At 48.8% G+C, this 21,761-nt stretch carries 21 protein-coding genes, 1 tRNA gene, 1 rRNA gene and 1 pseudogene; 17 read left to right on the plus strand and 7 right to left on the minus strand.

Annotated features, from left to right (window positions below):
- The first annotated feature begins 51 nt into the window (after positions 1-51).
- Both pyrB and GKC03_03345 read left to right on the plus strand, forming a co-directional pair.
- Positions 52-993 carry an aspartate carbamoyltransferase gene (pyrB, locus tag GKC03_03340; protein ID NYT11571.1) on the plus strand — a complete coding sequence of 314 codons (942 nt, stop codon included), beginning with the start codon at positions 52-54 and terminating at the stop codon, positions 991-993.
- Complete coding sequence (locus GKC03_03345; protein NYT11572.1) at positions 980-1,435, plus strand: aspartate carbamoyltransferase regulatory subunit; 456 nt, start codon at positions 980-982, stop codon at positions 1,433-1,435. The genes pyrB and GKC03_03345 overlap by 14 nt, the downstream gene beginning before the upstream one ends.
- Before the next feature lies 1 nt (position 1,436).
- Here GKC03_03345 and GKC03_03350 read toward each other — a convergent pair whose 3' ends face one another.
- A complete protein-coding gene (locus GKC03_03350; GenBank protein ID NYT11573.1) occupies positions 1,437-1,826 on the minus strand; it encodes a hypothetical protein in 390 nt (129 codons plus the stop codon).
- A 409-nt stretch (positions 1,827-2,235) separates the two neighbouring features.
- Here GKC03_03350 and fliE point away from each other — a divergent pair, with 409 nt between their 5' ends.
- Together fliE and GKC03_03360 are read left to right on the plus strand one after the other, a co-directional pair.
- Positions 2,236-2,766 (plus strand): flagellar hook-basal body complex protein FliE, encoded by a 531-nt coding sequence (fliE, locus tag GKC03_03355; GenBank protein NYT11574.1) that lies wholly within the window; start codon positions 2,236-2,238, stop codon positions 2,764-2,766.
- A gap of 4 nt (positions 2,767-2,770) precedes the next feature.
- On the plus strand, positions 2,771-3,052 hold the full coding sequence (locus GKC03_03360) for a hypothetical protein (GenBank protein ID NYT11575.1): 282 nt from the start codon (positions 2,771-2,773) through the stop codon (positions 3,050-3,052).
- Between the two features lie 6 nt (positions 3,053-3,058).
- On the opposite strand, the gene GKC03_03365 is transcribed toward GKC03_03360, so the two are convergent.
- Positions 3,059-3,403: a TrmB family transcriptional regulator gene (locus GKC03_03365; GenBank protein ID NYT11576.1), complete on the minus strand. Its 345-nt coding sequence runs from the start codon at positions 3,401-3,403 to the stop codon at positions 3,059-3,061.
- Between the two features lie 201 nt (positions 3,404-3,604).
- On the opposite strand from GKC03_03365, the gene GKC03_03370 reads away from it, so the two are divergent.
- The 8 genes from GKC03_03370 (at position 3,605) to GKC03_03405 (ending at position 14,601) form a co-directional block, all read left to right on the plus strand.
- Positions 3,605-8,566: a PKD domain-containing protein gene (locus GKC03_03370; protein NYT11577.1), complete on the plus strand. Its 4,962-nt coding sequence runs from the start codon at positions 3,605-3,607 to the stop codon at positions 8,564-8,566.
- A gap of 62 nt (positions 8,567-8,628) precedes the next feature.
- Entirely contained in the window at positions 8,629-9,360 is a 732-nt protein-coding gene (locus tag GKC03_03375) for a DUF92 domain-containing protein (GenBank protein ID NYT11578.1), read from the plus strand.
- A gap of 136 nt (positions 9,361-9,496) precedes the next feature.
- A complete protein-coding gene (locus tag GKC03_03380) occupies positions 9,497-9,988 on the plus strand; it encodes a DUF835 domain-containing protein (protein NYT11579.1) in 492 nt (163 codons plus the stop codon).
- Positions 9,989-10,058: 70 nt separating this feature from the next.
- Positions 10,059-10,179: ribosomal RNA gene (gene rrf, locus GKC03_03385) — 5S ribosomal RNA — on the plus strand.
- 592 nt (positions 10,180-10,771) lie between these two features.
- The gene (locus GKC03_03390; protein NYT11580.1) at positions 10,772-11,695 is read left to right on the plus strand and encodes a zinc-ribbon domain-containing protein; all 924 of its coding nucleotides are present in this window, start codon (positions 10,772-10,774) and stop codon (positions 11,693-11,695) included.
- Between the two features lie 79 nt (positions 11,696-11,774).
- Positions 11,775-12,551, plus strand: a complete 777-nt coding sequence (locus GKC03_03395; protein NYT11581.1) for an isopentenyl phosphate kinase family protein — start codon at positions 11,775-11,777, stop codon at positions 12,549-12,551.
- A gap of 1 nt (position 12,552) precedes the next feature.
- On the plus strand, positions 12,553-13,617 hold the full coding sequence (locus GKC03_03400) for a type 2 isopentenyl-diphosphate Delta-isomerase (protein ID NYT11582.1): 1,065 nt from the start codon (positions 12,553-12,555) through the stop codon (positions 13,615-13,617).
- Positions 13,618-13,671: 54 nt separating this feature from the next.
- A complete protein-coding gene (locus GKC03_03405; protein NYT11583.1) occupies positions 13,672-14,601 on the plus strand; it encodes a polyprenyl synthetase family protein in 930 nt (309 codons plus the stop codon).
- On the opposite strand, the gene radB is transcribed toward GKC03_03405, so the two are convergent.
- From radB to GKC03_03425, 4 genes are read right to left on the minus strand one after another with little or no spacing between them, the layout of a single operon-like run.
- The gene (gene radB / locus GKC03_03410; GenBank protein ID NYT11584.1) at positions 14,602-15,312 is read right to left on the minus strand and encodes a DNA repair and recombination protein RadB; all 711 of its coding nucleotides are present in this window, start codon (positions 15,310-15,312) and stop codon (positions 14,602-14,604) included.
- Positions 15,299-15,538, minus strand: a complete 240-nt coding sequence (locus tag GKC03_03415) for a hypothetical protein (GenBank protein NYT11585.1) — start codon at positions 15,536-15,538, stop codon at positions 15,299-15,301. Before GKC03_03415 ends, radB begins: the two co-directional genes overlap by 14 nt.
- A 37-nt stretch (positions 15,539-15,575) precedes the next feature.
- Positions 15,576-16,286, minus strand: a complete 711-nt coding sequence (locus tag GKC03_03420; protein ID NYT11586.1) for a TIGR00266 family protein — start codon at positions 16,284-16,286, stop codon at positions 15,576-15,578.
- A 52-nt stretch (positions 16,287-16,338) separates the two neighbouring features.
- On the minus strand, positions 16,339-17,580 hold the full coding sequence (locus tag GKC03_03425) for an MFS transporter (protein ID NYT11587.1): 1,242 nt from the start codon (positions 17,578-17,580) through the stop codon (positions 16,339-16,341).
- A 130-nt stretch (positions 17,581-17,710) separates the two neighbouring features.
- Between GKC03_03425 and GKC03_03430 the strand changes: the two are divergent.
- The 4 genes and pseudogenes from GKC03_03430 to GKC03_03445 all read left to right on the plus strand — a co-directional run bounded on the left by GKC03_03430 (position 17,711) and on the right by GKC03_03445 (position 20,159).
- Positions 17,711-17,934, plus strand: a pseudogene (locus tag GKC03_03430) (carboxymuconolactone decarboxylase family protein).
- 88 nt (positions 17,935-18,022) lie between these two features.
- Entirely contained in the window at positions 18,023-18,637 is a 615-nt protein-coding gene (locus GKC03_03435; GenBank protein NYT11588.1) for a Kae1-associated serine/threonine protein kinase, read from the plus strand.
- The gene (gene rdgB / locus GKC03_03440; GenBank protein NYT11589.1) at positions 18,637-19,203 is read left to right on the plus strand and encodes an RdgB/HAM1 family non-canonical purine NTP pyrophosphatase; all 567 of its coding nucleotides are present in this window, start codon (positions 18,637-18,639) and stop codon (positions 19,201-19,203) included. Before GKC03_03435 ends, rdgB begins: the two co-directional genes overlap by 1 nt.
- On the plus strand, positions 19,200-20,159 hold the full coding sequence (locus tag GKC03_03445; protein ID NYT11590.1) for an NAD-dependent epimerase/dehydratase family protein: 960 nt from the start codon (positions 19,200-19,202) through the stop codon (positions 20,157-20,159). Before rdgB ends, GKC03_03445 begins: the two co-directional genes overlap by 4 nt.
- Positions 20,160-20,166: 7 nt before the next feature.
- On the opposite strand, the gene GKC03_03450 is transcribed toward GKC03_03445, so the two are convergent.
- Positions 20,167-21,312, minus strand: coding sequence for a transglutaminase domain-containing protein (locus tag GKC03_03450; GenBank protein ID NYT11591.1), 1,146 nt, complete (start codon positions 21,310-21,312; stop codon positions 20,167-20,169).
- Between the two features lie 130 nt (positions 21,313-21,442).
- Between GKC03_03450 and GKC03_03455 the strand changes: the two genes are divergently transcribed.
- Positions 21,443-21,517, plus strand: a tRNA-Pro gene (locus GKC03_03455).
- Positions 21,518-21,761: the final 244 nt, after the last annotated feature.

The following is a 21,761-nucleotide window of genomic DNA, read 5'->3' on the forward strand; positions in this document are numbered from 1 at the left end:
GAAATCGAAGGGGTCTTATAGACTGGCAAGCTATTACCCATTTGAGCGGACATGAGTTTCAAAGGCGCGGACATCGTTTCTATTAGGGATTTCTCAAAGGATCAGATACTGGAGATCCTGGACCTTGCCGAGAAGATGATCCCATATGCCAAAGGTGAGAAGTTCACCAAGGCTCTGGAAGGCCGTCTCCTTGCCAACCTATTCTTTGAGCCTTCAACTCGGACGAGGCTTTCCTTCGAGAGTGCCATGTTGAGATTGGGGGGAAAGGTGCTAGAAATCGGTCACATATCCACAACCTCTATCGTGAAGGGTGAAACCCTGGCCGATACCGTGAGGATGTTTGAATACTACGCCGATGTGATAGTGCTGAGGCATCCACACGAGGGGGCTTCTCGTCTTGCTGCCCACTTCTCCTCACGACCAGTGATCAACGCTGGGGATGGTGCAGGCCAGCACCCTACACAGACCCTTCTTGATCTTTTCACCATCAGAAGGGAGAAGGGTGATTTTAAAGGGTTGAGGGCCGCAATCATCGGAGACCTCAAGTACGGCAGAACTGTCCACTCTCTGGCAGAAGCCCTGGCAATGTTCGGGGTAGAGCTGACTTTTGTGGCTCCAGAGCAGCTGCAGATGCCGAAAGAGACCATCAATGAAGTGAGGTCCAGAGGAATCGAACCGGAGATCAGCTGTGATCTAGAGAATGTGATCTCAGACATCGATGTTCTATACGTCACCCGTATCCAGAAGGAGCGGTTCCCGGATCCGGAGGAATATATCAGAGTCGCAGGCTCCTACCGCGTTGACAAAGCTCTCCTCAGAGAGGCCAAGAAGGATTTGATAGTGATGCATCCCCTGCCTAGAGTGGATGAGATAGCACCAGAGGTGGACTATACCCCACACTCAAAGTATTTCCAGCAGGCCTTCAACGGCCTACCAGTTAGGATGGCTTTGCTGCTTCTCTTGCTAGGAGGTGAGATCGATGAAGGAATTTAGGGTCACGCCGATTCGCAATGGGACGGTCATAGATCACATCGATTGTGGAATGGCGCTGAAGGTACTGCGGATCATCGGTGTGGGTCAGAATGTCCGGTCAACGGTAAGTATTCTGATGCACGTGCCCTCAAAGAAAGCTGGATGGAAGGACGTTGTGAAGGTGGAGGACAGGGAACTCGATCCCAGAGAGGTTGATAAAATCTCTTTAATCTCGCCGAAGGCCACCATCAACATCATAAGGGATTTCAACGTGGCAGAGAAGTATAAGCTTGACCTTCCCAATGTGGTGAGAGGCATTGTACGTTGCGGCAATCCGAGCTGCATCACCAACCTGAAGGAGCCTGTCGAGCCGGAGTTCATCATAGACAATGATGACCCCCCAGTACTGAGGTGCATCTACTGCGATAGAATCCTTGATGACATAGCCGAACACCTGATCTGATTCACTTCAACCAGGTTAACTCGGCTTTGGAGCGATCCACTATTGAATTCAAATGATCCATTAGTTTATCCTCATCCATTTCCCTAGAGGCCACAGCCACTACCAGGAGGTTCGCGCTCAACTCCGAGATGATGACCACAGAATTGCTGAAGATGACCATCACCTTCTCCATGTCCTCCTTGATTATGTCCTTCCGCGTGGTTTCTGCGGCTGAGAACATGATCGCTGACATGGCCGAAAAGGTCTCGGCCCGGACATCAGAGGCTGATTTTCCAGCAATCATGAGGCCTGTCTTGGATACGATAGAAATGCTCTTGATACTCTGTTCGGAACCGAACTCATCCGAGATGATCTCTTCTAGTATCCCTTCGACGGATTTGGAAGGCTGCAATTCGTTTTCCTCCTCGATTAGGGGGTTAGAATTTCCCCCAGGCCAGGCCTGCAAATGTATTTGCCGGACTTAACCCTTTCTCTGCTGCTATTGACAATTCCCAGTAATATTAATGGCGGTCAAATCATCAGTTATTGAAAGAATGAAGAAGGTCGGCGTCGAAAACATATAAATAATCATTTCCTGATAAACAGGTTGGAGACTGGATGACCGGTGAAGAGGAGGGTCCAGAGAGTTCATCCCCTAGGTGCCGGGGTTATTGTTCTCCGATCGATCTGACAACCGATCACAAGCGTCCTTTGAAAGATCGATACTTAGAGGCTTTGAATCAGGTGTCGGATTTCGAGATAATTAGAGTTCCCCATTTTGAAGTCATCCAGGGGAAGTTCCATTCATACGGTGATCTGAAGTGAGAGTCTACGTACTAGCTGGGATGCCAGGAGCAGGAAAAGAAGAATTCGTGAAAGTGGCAATGGAGGAAGGATTCGAGGTTATCCGCATGGGAGATGTTGTTCGAAATGAAGCTTCCAAAAGGGGTGTCGCCAATCACGATCAGGGTATCGGCGGTTTTGCCCACTCAGAGAGACAAATCCACGGGAATAACGTATGGGCCAGGAGGGCTAGCGCTCTCGTCAAGAACAATCTCACCATAATCGATGGATGCAGAGGATTCTCTGAACTCGAGGTATTCAAGAGAGATTTCGGCGATAAGGTGGTGGTGATCGCCATCCACGCATCTCCTAGAACCAGGTACAACCGATTGAAGACAAGGGATCGAGATGACGCTCCATCGAACTGGGAAGAGTTCGTAGAGCGGGATCGCAGGGAACTGGGCTGGGGTTTGGGAAAGGTGATAGTAATGGCCGATTATATGCTAGTCAACGAGGGTGCCCTTGAGACTTTCCGCGAGGATGCCAGGACCATACTGGCTAAGATTTGATGACATGAAATTCAAGATCGTCGGAATCTGCAGCGTGGAAGCCCTCTCGGCAATTCCCAAGGAGTCGGTTCGATTCGATCTTGACCGCGCCTCGGAGATACTTGAGGCCGCTGGTCATGACCTTGAAAACTTGAGCGTGATGGTCACCATACAATACGATGGAAGAGAGGTGACCATATACCGGAACGGAAGAATAACCATATATCCTGCCGATAGTAAGGATATCGCCGCAGATATCGCTGAAAAATTCTACGATATGATAGAGAAGGCCAGGGAGATCAGGTAGTACACTTCATGCAAAAACAGCGGCGGGTTCAATATTGTAAGAGAAGCTCCTGACACCTCCATCTTGGAACTCGACCATCAGGTTGAGACTTTCATTCTCAAATGTGATGTAGAATGATTTGAGGTTGGACCGATATAGAGACGCCCGATTCTCATCTATATTCTCGATTCTCAGCATCCCCTTTTCCACCATGTCATTAACCCTCCTGTAGCATCTAGACATAGGGATGTTGAGCATATCCGATATCTCTTTAATGCTAACGTCTCTGTGACATGCTAATGATAGGATCCTGTTGGCGTCCTCGTCACAGGCGAGATGAGTGAACTCAAAGTCCATTCGTTTCCTACTCATGTTATATCTTACTGCTGGAGGGATATATATCCCTTGTTTCATAATTCTCTTTGCTGATTACATACTTAGAGAATACTGATTGATCTGGTACATCCAGCATTTCTCGGTCCTTTTAGAATTAGAGTTATCAAATTAGACATGAAATGACGAACGGTTAAATATTCCCTAGGATTCTGTATCGCTGGCCAGTAGGGGATCCCAATGAGACGATCAGTAGGGACCGCTTTAATAGCTGTCGCGCTCGCCTTAACCACCTTGGTCAGCGTAGCCTGTCCCTGCATAGGTTCCTCCCCTCCAGTTCCCTATTCTGAATCTGTAAACCTGTCTGCCTTCATTGATGACAGAGAGGAGAACTTCACTCACCTCGGAGCTTTTTCACAGAGCTTCAAAGCCGGAGGCTGGCCCTCCGATGTTGCCATGGGAGACCTGAATAACGATACCAGGCTTGATGTTGCTGTCGCTAGTGCATCCCTCAACAGGATTGAGATCTTTCTTCAGGATGAAGCAGGACTACTAGGTCAAGTCCCAGACATAATCATATCACTTCCATCAGCACCCACTGGAATAGATGTTGGTGATATTGACGGGGACCTAAGGGATGATGTTGCGGTGTGCTTGGGAAAGGATAACAAGATATTCCTGTATTATCAGTCAAGTGATTTTTCTTCATACACCTCCAAGGATACTTTTGCGTCACCTCAGGATGTGGCGATAGCAAACATAGATGATGATTCGCTCATGGATTTCGTTGTACTCAGTAGGAACAGCACCGTTTCGCCTGCCTGTAGTTATGTGGTGCATCTGGGAAGCACTGGTTACTGGGGTGTAATGCATTCCTTATCTTCAGTGAATACGAATCATTCAGCGATCATTGTTGCCCAAGATTATGACGGCGATGGTCACGTCGATCTGATATTTGGTGACCCAATCGAGGATAAGGTCCTCGTTTTGAAGAATGAACAAGAAACCCTTGGAGTTGATACCTGGACATTGTCACAGACTTTCGATGTGAATGGCCCATCTGACATCAAGTTCAAACAAATAGATAACACTGGACTGGAGGAGATGATAGTGACTGCCAAGGATTCTGGTGAAGTTAGAATGTATCGATACAGTGGATCTCTTGGCAAATTCGAATCCTGGAAGATCAAAGGTGGTCTGAGCTATCCCTCTACCTCCTGTATGATAGATCTAAATGATGATTACATTCTCGACCTGATCACGATCTCTGAGGATGACGCTATCGTTGAGTCATACCTCACATCTATTGCTTATGGCTACGGTTCCACCCCAGAACATTTCTTCCCCTCCCATCCATCTCCATTCTTCTCCGAAACACGAGATTTCGATTCGGACGGCTTCATGGACATTGTTATAGTGTGCAACGCTACGGCAACAAACTGTTCGGTCAGTATTTACTATGGAGGGGAATCTGAATACCCCTCAAACGCCGAGAGGAATGTGGAGTTCCAGGCAGGATTCCCCACATCACTTGTTGTGGGTGATTTCGATGAAGATGGAATCTCTGAGATGGGCGCGATAATGATGGGACAAGACCAGATTGTGTTCATCGACAATCAATCATATCAACTGGGAGCCAAAGAGATGTGGTCTGGGCCTCACTGGTCCGAAGTAGTGTCATTACAGGGAGAAAATGACCTTGTGGTGTCGAATTGGGGAAGTCAGAACATGAGCGTGTTCCTCAGTAATCCTCAATTCTTCAATGACCCGGATCCATCCATGGAGATCGGTACCAACTTCAGTGGACCAGGTCCATTGTCATCCAGTGACATCAATGGAGACGGACTCCAAGACATAATTGTAGGTTGTCAAGGTGGAATTGAAATCCTATATAATACTGGAATCGCACCTGTCCTGGATAAGAACTCGTCATTCTCACTCTATCTTGCTGGGAGCAATATCACCCAGATAACAACAGGAGACTTCGATTTTGGAATGGAATATATTTCCGGCTGGACGGAGACAACGGATGTAGCTGTGGTCAATTCCAGCCAGATAGAGGTGTACTTGAACGATGGAAGTCCTTCACCTCTTTCCGCTTCTAAGGTGTACACTCTAGTTCCCTCTGGTACAGGTCAGATCGCGTGGATGGATTCTGCATTAATCGATGATGACGAGCTTGCAGACATAGTGGTGGCTAGGGACGATGGTACTGTCACAGTATTCTTCCAGGACGAAGGCTATACGCCTTTTGGATTCGATGCCGATAACAAGATAGTGTTTCTCGCACCAAATGGCCTGAGCAATGCCGACATTGGGGATATCGACGATGACGGCCTCTCGGAGATCTCGATCCTGGGTGAAAATCTCGCCGTGGTCACTATCTTCGATGTGAATAAGACAGTTTCTCCAATGGTAGCGAACTTCACCTCTGGAGGTTGTGATGGATATGTCATCATCGAGGATTTGAACAATGATCTTAGAGAGGATCTCATTTTTTCCTCACCACTCTCAAAATGCGTATCATTCGTTTACCAGCAGAACCTGCCGCCCATCGCTTTTTCGGAAATCATTACCCAAGGGCCCATCTTCGAAGGACAGACTGTCACCTTCTTCGCAGGAAATTCGACTGACAACTACTCGGATATTGGAAGTCTTGACTACCATTGGGACTTTGGCGATATGGGAACCGGGAATGGAGATACAATCCAGCATGTTTTCCTGGACGATGGGGATTTCACGGTGACCCTAAGGGTGACCGATAGAGGTGGGCTGTATGACGAAGTAGTCCTTCAGGTCGAGATAGGGGACCTGTCCCCCAACGCTTTCTTCGATTGCCCCTCATCGGCGGAGGAAGGCGCCATTGTTCAATTCACGGACCTATCCAGTTCGTATCCAGACCAGATAGTGAACTGGACATGGGAGTTCGGTGATGGATGGAGCATTCCAATCCTGGAAGGTGGGGATCCCAATGTCACCCATGTCTTCATGGGGGATGGGGAGTACGATGTGAACCTCACTGTCGTAGATGATGATGGATCCCAGGACTCATCCTCTATAACCATTACCATAACGGATGGATCTCCATCCGCAGGATTCCAGGTCTCCGATCCAACCCCGGCCGAGGGACAGGCCATTACCTTTAGCTCGACCTCAACCTCATACCCCGACCAGATCGTCAATTGGACGTGGGAATTCGGAGACAGTGAATTCGGCTACGGGGAGGTTGTCCAGCACACGTTCACGCAAGACGATACTTACACGGTAGGCTTGACGGTCAGAGACTCGGATGGGAGTGAGGACACTCATGAGATCCTACTGACAGTGGAAGATGTTCCACCGATCGCTGGTATCGGATTCTTACCCTCATGGCAGTACGAGGGCGAGGTGGTTACCTTCACTGACATCTCAACATCGTACCACCCCATCTTCGATTGGACATGGGAATTCGGTGATGGGGATAAAAGCCACGTGAAGAACCCTATTCATGTATTCGAGACCGAAGGTGAATACACAGTCAGGTTAACTGTGACTGATGACGACGGTAGTCAGAATTGGACCGAGGTGTCGGTCGAGATACTTGACACCCTTGTGGCAGATTTTGCCATTAATGACATAAGTCTCTATGAAGGGGAGAGCATCCAGTTCACCGATCTTTCAAATTCGTATCACGAGGTGATCAACTGGACCTGGAATTTCGGGGATCAGAATGTCTCCTGGACCGAGAATTCTACACATGCCTTCGGGGATAATGGTTCCTACATGGTCGTACTTATTGTTAGAGCTTCTGATGGATCGGAGGCTCAGGCAAACATGACCGTAGTGGTGAGGGATACCACACCGGTGATCGATTCCCTCTATACCTCATCTGGCATCACCACTATTCTGGAAGACATGACTCTTCAGTTCAGGGTGAACTGTACAGAAGGCAACGATCAGATCATCCTCTATCAATGGGATTTCAACAAGGAGGGGAGTTTCCAGGCGGATAACACAACGACAACTGGAAGAATGACCGCCAGATACGCACAAGATGGCATTTACACCGTTGCAGTACGGGTTTGGGATTCGGACTCGTATGCCCAAGCCCAGATCGAGATCGAGGTGAATAATGTCCCGCCTACGGTCGAGCTTTCATACTATGTGATTACGAGCGGTAATATTCACTTCTTCGCCTCTTCCTACTCAGACAATGATAGCGATATGGAGAGCCTGATGTTCCAGTGGGACTTCGGGCAGGGTTATGGTACCCTAGTCAACTACAGTAGTGTGGACCATTATTTCGAAAACGATGACATGTATACTGTCCGCCTCAGGGTGGTGGATGATGATGGAGCATATGCTACCGATACAGTGTCAATACTCGTTGACCGCACACCTCCTACAGTTCAGGTGGGTGAAGTGGAAGACACCGCGTACATCGGAGAGATTATAGCAATTTCATTCGTTGTCACTGACGCTTTCGAAGTCGATTCCGTGGTCCTGTACTACATGATCGATGATAATCAGTGGACTCTTACCATGGTGCCATCTGGAACAGCGGGAGTGTATCGGGCTTCGATCCCCGCACAGGATCAAACTACGACCATCCAGTTATGGGTGGTAGCCACCGACAGCAGTGATAATTCAATGGAAACCGGGACACTTTCGATTCAGGTAATCGAGAAGCCAATATCTATGGATCTCTACCTGCTAGGCATCACCTTCGGCTTCGCTATCATAGGCGGGACCATCTACGTTGTCCGGAGAAGATATGCTATTGATGAGGTTTTCATCATCTTCGAGGACGGTTGTCTCATATCCCACGAAAGCAGACGACTGAAGCCTGGAATGGATGATGATATCCTTAGCAGCATGTTGGTTGCGATACAGGAATTCGTGAAGGACTCCTTCAAGGACGAAGAGGCAACCGGTATCAGAAGACTGGACTTCGGTGACAAGAAGATAATGGTGGAAAAGGGCGATAACATATACATGGCTGTCGTCCTGCATGGAACCGGAGGAGAGAAGGTTCAGCAGAAAATGCAGCATGTTCTGAATTCGATCGAGAAGGAATACGGTCAGGAACTCCAGGACTGGAATGGTGATCTGGAGAAAGTCAGGGGCATCAAGGAACGCTCCAAACAGCTCTTCGAGAGTAGAATCCTCAATATCCGGGGCAACAGTAACGGCGAGTCCAAAAATTTTAAGAGAAGTGGCTGAACGCTGTTATCAACTGAAATAGGTTGAAAAAAGATATCTACCATCCCTTCATTCACCAATAGATGATAGACTGGGTTAGCCTGGCCATAGTACTCTTACTGTGTCTAGCACTAGCCATCCTATCATACTGGTTCGGCCTGCTCACGGCGAGCGGGAGCATCTCCGCCTTCGCTTTAGGCATAGTGATTGGGGCCTTGGGGTCAATCAGCTGGCTCCTCATTCTCGTTATCTTTACAATCCTCGGTTTTCTTGTAACTAGATACAAGCTCCAAGAGAAGATCGATGGGGGGTTGCAGGAGGGAAAAAAAGGCGAAAGAACCTACAAGAATGTTCTCGCAAATGGGCTGATACCAGCTCTAATAGCACTGTTTGCTTGGATCATGGGGGTTCAACAGGAGGCGATCCCAGCAATAATGTTTCTTTCAGCGATAAGTGTCGCGGCTTCAGACACTGTGGCGAGCGAGATGGGCATTCTGAGCGATAAGACCAAGCTCATAACCAGCCTCAGACCTGTTCCTCCAGGGACCGATGGAGGAGTTTCAACCTATGGGACCATGTGGGCGCTCCTTGCCGCAATAGCTGCGTCGGTGTTCGGCTGGATTCTGCTTTTCCCGAACAATCTGATTGATCCACTTATCATTGTGCCAATGATCGCAGGATTCTTGGGGTGCAATGTGGACAGTTATATCGGAGCCACACTGGAGCGAAGAGGTTACATAGGTAAACTCGGAACCAATATCATATCCATGGCTTCGGGAGCTATTGTGGCGTTAATCATACTCCTTGTAGTATGAAATTGCATTTACTGGAATTTATCATGCATCTATCGAGTCTCACACCGATAGTATTAATTTGTGATAACCTACTTTCTTGAGTACGATGCCCTGAATGGGCTCCAGTACTTCCCAAAAACATCCCTCGGAGGGTCAGATGCAGATTGATATCAAGCCCGGTAACTTCTACCTCTTGCAGGAAAGGAAGGCTGAAAAAATCTTCATACTCTACAAGCTGATGGTTGAGGCAGGTAAGAAAGTAACTTGCGTGAGCAGGATACACCCGGATCAGCTCAATGAAGATTTTGGCATTCCTCACAAGGACTCTCTTTGGCTCTCAAACACGGTTGGTGAGAGGAATGTGAATCCTCTGAATGTGGGAATACTGACAGATAGGTTGATCAGGTACTTCGAGGAGAGCGAAGATAGGGTGGTCCTCTTTGAGGGATTGGAGTACTTGGTAATGCAAAACGACTTCGGTAAAGTGCTAAGGCTCGTTAACTACCTCTACGAATCAGTGGCTGTCACCAAGAACATAATTATCGTTTCTCTGGACCCCAGAGCCTTCAGTGCGAAGGAACTGGCTTTTCTTGAAAAGAGCGCATACATAATTGATGAGAAAGATAAGATCTCGATGGCAAAATCATAGTATCAAAGCGTTTAAGGACACTATAACAAGGTATATATACAGCGATTTCTTTCAGGCGAAATAGGAATGGTTTGACGGCCATAGCGGCGGGGTCACACCTGGTCTCATCCGAACCCAGAAGTTAAGCCCGCCCGCGTTCCTGGCTGTACTGTGGTGCGCGAGCCCATGGGAACCCTGGAGCGCTGTCAGCCATTCCATTTCTTCACCTTTGATCATCTAGAGGCTTCTCTGGAAAGGGACAGCAATTAAAAAAAATAAAAACAAGAAGAAGGGAGATCGAATCTCCCTTGTGTTTGGTTATCTACCGATTATCCCCCCAGTAAATCCGTCTGTATGACATAATTCTAAACGAGCAGTATTTATTGATTTTGATAATTGATAATAAACGTATGAAAAAAATACTGGATTGAAGTTTATTAGTAGATAAACAATCTAGTTATTATCATTATCTAATAATATAATCAGTTTTGAAATTATATTCATTTACTTACGTTGATTATTGCATTATGATAAATATTGCAAATACTGAAAGAACATTCGATTAAGATTATCGAAGAAAATTTCAAGTTTCTTCACTCTTTCGATTGACCATGTATTCCCCTGAGTAATGAGGCGTAGCAATCCAAGATCTCATTGATATTCGAGAATTGAGTTGTCAACAGGAGAATGATGGCGTGATTCTTAATTTCGTTGGAGGCCTTCAACTTCAATAGTAAAAATGATTTTAATACGAAAGATTTTAAGCAGTACTAGTTTCATTTGAAAGAAGACCAGGTGCTCCCTATGGAAATCGATACCACACTGCGGGTCATCATTCTGGTCGGGCTCTTGATTGGACTGAGCCTGTTGATCTACTTTGAGCTGAGATACATGCGCAGGAGGAGAAACCCAAAGATCGATATGCAGCTCGTTAAGGACGAGGCTTACAACTCGATCGTCACCGCAAAGGCAGTAGCCAAGGTTCTCAACGAGAGGAAGAGAGACATCTCAAAAGCAGAGCGGCTCATTTTCAAGGCTGAAAACGCATATTCGAGAGGTGAGTACAACAACAGTAAACAGTTGGCCTTGGAAGCCAAGAGAGAGCTTGAGAGGTCTAAGGTGAGTGAGGAAGAAACAGAAGAAAATACCTTCGACAAGATACTGTCCAAGAGATCAGATGCGGATCAAGGGGAGGAGGAAATGGAGAACAAGACCCTGTTTGAGGAGGAAAAGAGACTCCCAGAGAACTACCTGCAGTCCAAGTTCATGATCAAGAACGTGGAAAGGGAGTTGGAACGGGCAGTCTCCGCGGGGAAGAACGCTGGAAACGCAATGGAGTTCCTAGAAGGAGCCAGACGCCACTTCGATTCAGGAAACTATACAGAAGCTTTGAAGTTGGCATGCAGAGCGGACAGATGCTTCACTTATACGGACACCGGGTTCATAGATGGAATGAAAGTCGCCAAAAAGGATGACGCCGCAGGCACTGAGGTGACCGAAGAAAATAATGAGGAAGCCACAGTAGAAGATTCTATCATCGAGGAGAGCGTCATGGAAGCGGTCAAGGAGACGATCTGTATTGAATGCGGCTCGTTTGTTGAGGAGGATGACGTTTTCTGTGGTAAGTGCGGATCAAAGGTAGTAAAAGAGAGAAAGTGTCCCAAATGCGGAGCTCTTGCCAGCGAGGACGACCGGTTCTGCAGGAAGTGCGGAACCCAGCTTGCTTGAACTTTACAAGATAATCCCTCCAGGTTCCTCCAACGGACCGCGAATGTTTTTATAGATTCTGAATTATCGAAGATGGAAGATGATACTGGTCAAACTCGGTGGAAGTGTCATAACTGACAAAAGGGGATTTAGGGACTTCAGGGAACCTCAGACCAGGATGTTGGCAAGGGAAATATCTCAATCTGGGAAAGATGTATTCTTGGTGCATGGTGCGGGATCATTCGGTCATGTACTGGCGCACAAGTTCTCGCTGCAAAACGGGTACGTAAACGATGGTCAGATTCCTGGTGTTGCCGAAGTGATGGCCGATGTCAGGGATTTGAACTTGAGAGTGGTAAAGGCACTCAACCTTGAGGGAATTCACTCGGTCTCGATCCCACCAAGTGCTGTCGCCGAACTTGATGATGGCAATCTTGTGTACCTTGAAACCTCCCTATTTGATAGATACTCCAGTTTGGGAATCACTCCAGTTACTTTTGGGGACGTTTGTTTGGATCGATCCAAGGGTTTCGGAATCTGTTCTGGAGATCAGCTCATGGAGTGGTTGGCAAGGGAGTTCAGACCAGAGAAGGTCATCTTCTGTGCCGATGTTGATGGCATCTTCGCCTCCGACCCAACCGTAGATGCTGGATCTGAGTTAATACCCCTTATAACAAAGGAAATTCTCGAGTCATTACCAAGGACTGAAAGGTACCTTGATGTGACGGGAAGTATCTATGGCAAGATTGAATCGATGCTCAATCTGACATCATACGCTGGCGAATGCATTGTCATTAACGGACTGGTCGAGGGCAGGTTGGAAGCCGCCCTCATGGGGGAAGAGGTTATAGGCTCTAGAGCGATTAGCGGTGAGTAAGATGAATGGGATAGAGCAAAGAAAGGCAGATCATATTGACCTCACTCTCAAGGAGAACATTGCGCACGAATACAATTTCTGGAACGATGTTCAATTGATACACAATGCACTCCCAGAGGTTGATCTTGAAGAGGTGGATACAAGTGTTAACTTTCTCGGCAGTGAGCTTGATTTTCCCATCATTGTCACCGCAATAACCGGTGGTTATCCTAGAGCACTAGAGATCAATAAGAATCTTGCAGAGGCCTGTGAACGCCTCAAGATTGGAATGGGTGTTGGAAGTCAAAGAGCCGCGATAGAAAGCGGAGACCGCTCCAGCTACTCAATCATCAAAGAATACGAGATACCGCTCAAGGTCGCAAACATCGGGGCTCCCCAGTTAATATCTCAAGAGGGAAGGGAGGCTCTGGATCGAGAGGCGATAGACGAGGCTTTGGAGATGATAGATGCCCATTGCTTAGCTGTCCATCTGAACTTTCTGCAGGAGGTCGTTCAACCTGAGGGAGACACCCAGTCAAAGGGCTGTCTGGAAGCGATTAGATCAGTGGCTAAAGATTTCAAGATTATCGCCAAGGAGACTGGAGCTGGAATTTCTGAAGAGGTCGCACTTCGGCTCAAGGGAGCTGGAGTGGCTGCAATAGACGTCTCAGGCACTAGTGGAACGAGCTTTTCCGCGATTGAGACTCACAGGGCTGAGAGCGTGGGCAATCGTTTGGGTATAAGACTTGGCAGAACATTCCGAGAGTGGGGGATCCCCGCGCCCGTCTCATTGCTATGGGCCCAAGTGGGACTTCCACTAATCGCAAGCGGTGGAATCACCAATGGCCTAGATGTGGCAAGGGGGATAGTATTAGGGGCTTCCTGTGGAGGCGTAGCAAGAGCCGTAATGGGGGCTGCTCTGGAATCTGCCGATAGAGTCGAGGAGGAGCTGATGACAATTATCGCTGAGCTCAAGGCAACAATGTTCCTGACGGGTTGCCGGAATCTAGAGGATTTGGCCACGGCCGATTATATTATCACTGGAAGAACAAAAGATTGGATTCTCAATGAAGATGAGGTGTTCTGATTGGACATTATGAGTGAAATTCTCGAACGCGCTACTATTATTGACAATTATTTAATGAAATATCTCGAGGATGGCAAACCTGAAAAACTGGTCAGAGCTGTGAGACATTATCCAGAGGCAGGAGGCAAGCGCCTCCGACCAGTACTGGCCATGCTGGTAGCCGACGCGATCTCTGGTAAGGAAGAGGAATCCATACCATTCGGATGCTGTCTAGAAATCATTCATAACTTCACCCTTATTCACGATGATGTCATGGACGAGGACCCCATGAGAAGAGGGCGTCCGGCAGTCCATGTTCTATATGATGTGCCAACCGCAATAATCGCCGGGGATGCCATGTTCGCTAGGGGCTTTGAGGTCCTCGCAATGGTTGAAGTCGCTCCGGAAAAGACAAGGCGCCTCCTTTCACTTGTGGCAAAGACTGTCTGGATCATCGCAGAGGGCCAACAGATGGATATCGATTTCGAGAACTCTAATTCTGTAACAGTGGATGAGTATCTGGAAATGATCGAGAAGAAGACCGCCATCTTGTTCGCATGCGCTGCACAGGGTGCCACAATGATCGCTGATGGAAGTGAGGATCAGGAGAGGGACATGTTCGAGTACGCACGACTCCTGGGCCTCGGTTTCCAGATATGGGATGACGTTCTGGGCATAACCGCAGATGAAAAGAAGTTGGGAAAGCCTGTTGGCAGCGATATAAGGAACGGAAAGCGCACACTAGTAGTCATTCACGCCTTGGAAAATGCTGATGAGGAAGACAGACAGAGCATCCTCTCCATCCTGGGACACGAAGATGCGACCGACGAAGAGGTTGCTGAGGTTATCGAGACCCTGGAAAGGATCGGGAGCATCGAATTCGCCAAGAGCAGAGCCATTGACTACGCAAAGCAGGCCAAGAAATGCCTAGAGGGCCTACCTGATTCCGATAGCAAGGTTCTATTAGATGCACTGTTGGATTACTCGGTTAAGAGGGAACTCTGACTAGCAGACTATTCCGTTCTGAACGATCTTGAACTCCGAGGCTGTTCCCTCGGCAACGTATCGGTGCTTCATGATCACAGCCCTTCTCTTGCCGAGTCCCTGCCTATCCAATCGGATTATCGCCTTGGCGCAGTGATGCAGCGCATGACCTCCGAGAGCCTCATAGGTCCCAGTGTCCAAATCGGTAAAGACCTGAGAAGTGATGATGACCGGTATCCCCTTCTTTCTGGCTACCTGGAGGAGAGAGGTCGACTGTCTCACCATCGTTTTCCGTGAATCACCCCGACTGGACGCCCGGTAGTACATACTAATGGAATCCACCACAATGAGACCTATGTCGTCGTTGCCTTCGGCCAACTTCACGGCCTTCTCAACCATTTTCTCCTGCTCTTCAAAGCTGTGGACCTCGCTGATGAGCATGTTCTTGATCACACTGTCGAAGTCCTCACCGCAGATCTGCTTCATTCTCTCCATGGAGAGTCCTTCGGTGTCGATGTAAATGACTCTCTTACCCTGCAGAACGACATTCCTTGACATCACCAGGGAGAGGTTCGTCTTCCCGGTGCCTGCCTCACCGTAAAGGAGGGTGACGCAATCCCTTTCCAAACCGCCGCCAAGGATGGAGTCCAGTGAGCTACAGCCAAAGGCTATGTGGTCCACGAACCGTGAACGTGCTTGGGGATGATAACTGTTGTTGCTACTTCCTCTCATCCTCCTTGATTGGGTGAATTTCCTCGATGCGATAGCTGCCGTCCTCAGCCTTGGGCCCTTTCTTTAGGAAGTAGAACGGGATGGCAAGGATGAACACCAATGCAGCCATGATCAGGAAGATGATTATGGCGGCGAAGACGATGAATATGAATATTGCAACCAACAGAGGCCAGCCCATGAGGAGTACCCAGGCCCCTATGATGACCAGGATTATCGCCGCGATCAATCCCAGGGCAGCAAGTATGTATTTCGATTCCGTTTTATCACCCGATACTAATCAATGAGCCTCCGCCATTGCCCTGCTTAGGAAGGAACGGCGATAGAGCATTTGCCAGTTGAGCTAAGGTCAGCGACTGCAGAACGACTCTTCCTGGTCCCCTCAGAGTGGTCACGAAAAGACCTTCCCCACCGAAAAGAGCGGTCTTGATACCTCCCGCTGCCTGAATATCGTACTGGACACTGGCCTCCCATCCGACACAGTGGGCTGTGGACACTTTTGTAACCTGTCCAGGCTGAAGATTGAACTCAATTAGATCGCCCGCCGCGTGAATGAAAGCGATTCCCTCTCCGTGGGTTCGCTGCAGTATGAAGCCCTCACCTCCGAAGAATGTCGCGCCCAAACGCTTCTGAAATGCAATGTCCAGATCGACACTGTTCTCTGCACAGAGGAAGGAGTCCTTCTGCAGAATCCATTCTTTACCGCCCCTGAGATCAAGGGCCATGATCTTGCCTGGTACGTTACCAGAAAAACCCACCAACCCTGTTCCACCCTGCGCGTTGAACTCGGTCATGAAAAATGATTCGCCTGTGAGCTTTCTCTTGATCCCCTTCATGAAGCCACCCTTCATCTTGGCTTCCATGGAGACATTACCACTCATGTATGTCATTGCCCCTGCCTCAGCGTAAACGGTTTCGCCAGGTATTATCTCCAAATTTGCGAGTTGGAGATTGTCACCGGTTATAGTATACTTCATGGAAATCAGAGTCATCTAGGCTCTTCAATTCTTTAAACTTTCTTCCCAGGTCTCAGGATAAAGAATTGTCATACCTCCTGAATGACAAGAAGAACAACGCACCAAGCAGGAGGATGAACGCCATCACCACCAGCCCATAATCGTAATTGCCAGTAAGTGCAACTGCCGTTCCTATTATGATTGGTCCAACGAAACCCATTCCATTGGACAGCCCGTTCATGACCCCGGTGGCTGAACTCATCAGATCGCCAGGGACCATGGATTGAAGAATGGCGTATACATTCACCGGAGCTATCCCCAGGAAGAACCATAAGACCCCAAGGACCGCGATAACCTCCCACTTGCCGTGGGTGACTGATACCAAGAACAATGTCAGTGCACACATGATCACGAAGAACGTTGTCAGCAGAGCCCTCTTCCCACTTCGGTCGCTCAACCAGGCACCAAGCATCATTCCTGTGAGACCGCCAATATATGGAAGCGAGGCTGCCCAAACGAGTTCATCCAAAGAGAATCCTCTGGCTTGCTCCAAGTAGGTGGGAAGCCAAAGCGACAGCCCCCACCAGACGAAGTTGACGGTCATGAAGGCGATAGTCAGTATCAGGATTCCCCTGATCTTGAAAGCTTCCGTAATCCTCTCTCTTGTATCCTTGATTAGCTTTCTTGGACTGCCCCTCTCGAATGGTCTGTCCCCCTCCGGCGAGTCTCGGACCAGCTTCCATAGCGGAATAAGGAGTAGGAAGCCTGCCAGGGCAACGACGAAGAACATGACCTCCCAGCTCGACACTATAATCAGCGGAAGGAGAATGATGGGTGCTAGAAGCGCGGAGGCGAATCCTGAGCTTAGGTGAATGGCATTTACCCTGGATCTGCAGGAGGGAGGGAACCATGCTTGAACCAGCTTGCTCGCACTTGGGAACAGTATCCCCTGGGAAAGTCCAAGGAGTATTCTCGAGATCAAGATCATGGCGTAGATGAATCCAAAGGCACCGGCCATGAATGTGAAAATCGATGAAAGGGCGATCGTAACGATCAAACCCCTCCTAGGGCCAAAGTAGTCTACAAGGGGAGAGATGAATACATTCGATACCCCATACCCAATGAGGAAGACGCCAAGCAGTATTCCTCCCAGTTCACCCAGCTGCCCTTGTGTCCAGCCGAAGTCCTCGGCGATGAAGGGTAGCGCAACAGAGATATTCATCCTTGCCAAATAGCCCACCAAGGTAGCCAGGAAGAGCATGAGAGCTATCAAGGCGGCCCTTCTTCTCTGTTGCAATGAGATGCATTCATTCATGGCAACAACATGTCATTCATCGCAGGGATTAAGTCGTTTCTCCCTGGAGGCGGCTGAGTGACATGTTTTCGAAACGAGAACGGCTAATAACGAGGATAATCGCATTTCTTAAAAGATAATCACTAGGGAGATGGATCGGGTCGTGGTCACTGATGGAGCCCTTGACAAGAAGACCAAACGGCTGATAGCTCTGGCCTGTGTTGCGGTCATGATGTGCGAAGACTGTGTTTACCCAAAGACGAAAGTCGCCAAGAACTTCGAGGCGAGCAAAGAGGAGATCATAGAGGCGCTCAATGTAGCGGTTCTGAACGGAGGAGTGCCTTCCGGTCGACAGTCAAGAAGGGCATAATCTAACTCTTCGAGGAATGGGAGGGCTGAACTCCACTATTCATCGAACTCGTCCCCCGAAAGACTTTTTCTCTCGAAAGCACTTCTGCGGATTGTGGAGATAATCAGAAGGGGTGCCGAGGCCGAGATTAGGCGAGGCACCTGGATGGATCGGAAGGTGATCATCAAGAGCAGGGTGGTGAAGGAATACCGCCATGCCAAGCTAGACTCTGAGCTACGAGCTTCTCGCACCAGGAACGAAGCACGACTTATTCAGGAAGCGAGGAGGCTAGGTGTTCCCACACCGGTGATATATGATATAGACCTCCAGAACGCGGAGATAATCATGCAGGAGATTGTCGGGGAAAGGGTCAAGGACGCTCTTGCTAAATCCACGGAGAAGGAAGCCAGACGGATATGCCGGGAGATTGGACGCTTGGCAGCAGTGCTCCACCGCGGAGGAATGGTTCATGGTGATCTCACCACTTCCAACATGATATTGATGGATAAGAGAATCTGGCTGATAGATTTCTCCCTTGGTGGGAGAGGAGCCACCTTGGAGGAGATAGGGGTCGATCTACATCTGCTCAGAGAGGCGTTCCTTTCGGCTCATTCCGACATCTTCGAACTCTTCCAGGAGGTGTTGGACTCCTATAACGAACACTTCGATGACGCGAACATGGTTTTCCACAAGGTCAAGGAGATCGAGAGTAGGGGGAGATATACCTGATTCGCGTCAAGGTCATCACGTCCAACCCAGGAAAACTAAGCGAGTTCCAACGGGAGCTCTCCCGTCTTGGCATAGAGTTGGAGCATTCAAGGGTGGAATACAAGGAAATCCAAACCGACTGCCTTGAGGACGTGGTTAGGCACGGACTGGATGAGTTGAAAGCCCGCGGTCTGGACAATTTCATTATTGATGATTCCGGATTGTTCATCGATTCGTTCAAAGGCTTTCCGGGGGTCTACTCCGCTTATGTATTGAAAACCCTGGGCTGCAAGGGCATCCTGAGACTCCTCGAAGGCGAGAAGGATCGATCAGCCCATTTTGAGTGTTGCATAGGCAGTTCGATAAGCGGCCTGGGCGATATAATCACCTGCGCCAAGGCCCATGGGACCATCACGTACAGGGAAAGGGGAGATGGTGGATTTGGGTTCGATCCTATATTCCAGCCAAATGGAGAGATAAGGACCTATGCCGAGATACCTCTGGACGAGAAGAACATGATGTCACACAGAGGAAGGGCAATAAGATCCTTCTACAGACTTCTCGAGGAAAGGATGGGAAGGCTATGAAATTGAGGGAATGCAAGATCGTGGTTACAGGTTGCGCTGGGTTCATCGGAAGTCACCTCGTGGACCGGTTGCTGGCTATGGGAAACGAAGTAGTAGGAATAGACAACCTAAGCGCTGGGAGAAGGGAGTTTATTACAAGCCCTGCTGGAAATACCAGATTCAGTCTGGTGGAAGGCGATCTTCTCACAATGGAACTGGAAACAGTGCTCGATGGAGCAGATGCCCTATGCCACTTCGCCGCCAACCCTGATGTTAGAGTGGGTGCCTCAGACACTAGAACCCATTTCGATCAGAACATCGAGGTGACCTTTCGCCTATTGGAGGCTTGCAGGAAGGCGGGCATCGGAGACATCATCTTCCCCTCCACCTCGACCGTCTACGGGGAAACAGAGGTGATACCTACCCCCGAGGATTACGGTCCAATGGTTCCGATATCTCTCTATGGGGCTTCAAAACTGGCATGCGAAGCGCTCATTTCTGCGTTCTGCAACACTTTTGAGATGAGGGCAGTCATTTACCGCTTCGCCAATGTGGTTGGACCCAGGAGCACACACAACGTGCTCCACGATTTCATCCGAAAGCTCAGGGACAACCCAAACGAGCTGGAGATTCTAGGGGCAGAACCTGGAACCTGTAAGTCCTATGTCCACGTCAGCGATTGTGTGGATGCCATGGTGGTAGCAGCTGAGAACTCGGAAGAAAGGGTGGGAATATTCAACATCGGATCGAGGGACCGTACCTTCGTGAAGGACATCGCGGATATCGTTGTCGATGAGATGGGACTTCAGAATGTGAAGTACAGCTGGACAGGGGGGGTCCAAGGCGGGCGAGGATGGATAGGTGATGTCAAGATGATGCTCTTGTCGGTTGAGAAACTGGAGAAACTTGGGTGGTCTCCTTCGATGGGTAGTTCCGAGGCCATAAGAAGAGCGGTCAGAGAAATACTCTCTCAATGAAGGCCTATCAGAAAGGCCAGATATCAAATCCCCCTGTCTGGCCTGTGGCGTCTACCATTACTAGATAACTGGTATTCTCGAATGTCCAGGCATCGAGGGTCGATCCCTCCATTGGACATGATTTGGCCGGCAGACCTCCAGTGTAGAAGAATCCTGTAGTGTCAGTGACAAGCCAATAGCCCATATCATCGTGGAGATAGCATATGGGAAGGTCAGTCCAGTACATGGATCTGATGACCTCTTCCACATTAGCGAGACCGGAGAGAGAATCAGAAACAAAAACCGTCGCGAATGCGTGATATTCTATGATATTTACCCTACCGTTCAATCCCAGTGCGCCGAATATTGATGTTATTAGTATCGCTTGATCCTCGCAGTCCCCTGTGCCCTTATCAAGGGTCTCACCCGCGGATTGCCAGTAATCAGTACCTTGGTCGGCGACGTATTCGATGTTATCTCTTACCCATTCAAAGGCTCCAACTATCTGGTTGATGCTGTGATTCAGAGGGTATTCGGCCTGGATCTCTGAGATGACCGCCTTTACGGCATCGTAGACTACCTTCTCGTTGACCTTGTCAAAGTAGTTCGCAGGATTCTTTTCCTCGGTGTAGTTGGTCTCCTCAGTGAGACGGGGGACAAGATCACATGACCGGTTCGTTCCAACCTTCTCGCCATAATCATGCCATTTAGTCTCTCCTGCATTAGAGACGCAAAGCCAGATGTGGATCTCATAATGACCGGAGCTTCCGGTCGGGGATCTGAAGAATACCATGCCAAGATCTTGTATCTCTCCTGACTGGATGAAAACACTTGTATCTCTGGTAGAATTGATCGTGCTGTTGACCCAGTTCACGCCGAATCGATAGATGTAGATGGTATTCGTCCCAGTATTCTCCAGAGAGATGTTGGCTATGCCACCGTACGACTCGTATACCTCTGTTATGGTCCAAACCAGCCTGTATGAGTAAGGGAAGGTGAGTGGGGACAAAGGAGTTGGAAGAACGGGGGATGGGTCATCTTCTACCTGGAAGTCCGGTGTCACCAGGTCATCTTGGGTCCAACCCTCCCCGGAGCTGGAGCCAAGACAGCCAGTGAATACCACGGTGATCATCATGGTAGTCGCTAGTACTGCCAGGATAGCCTTCTTGGTCACGAAAATGGAAGGGGAGGTCCCAAGTAAAAAGTTTTTCTTTCAACTGGTGGATTCTAATAATGAAACGGAATCGATTCCTGGTGTAAGGAGTAAGGTTTATGCACCTAATGCCCATACCACGAGAGAAAAAGGGGCCGTAGGGTAGCTTGGTCCATCCTTCGGGCTTTGGGAGCCCGAGACTCCGATTCAAATTCGGGCGGCCCCACTATTATCTGTATTGGACAATTATTTTCATCTATGTCAAATTAATCATCAGTATGGGGAACTAACTGAAGCTCATACCTTAGAAAATTAAAAAATAAGGTAAAATTGGGAGCTTAGCTCCCATTATGTGTTTAAGCCGGGCAGACCGGGCAGGGTATTGGACCATCCTGGTATGGACAGCAGCTCACGGGTATGTGAACCATCCACATGGAGTAGTCGCAGACCATCGGGCACTCGAGGAATGA

It is taken from the genome of Methanomassiliicoccales archaeon, assembly GCA_013415695.1.
In the GTDB taxonomy this organism is placed as follows: domain Archaea; phylum Thermoplasmatota; class Thermoplasmata; order Methanomassiliicoccales; family JAAEEP01; genus JAAEEP01.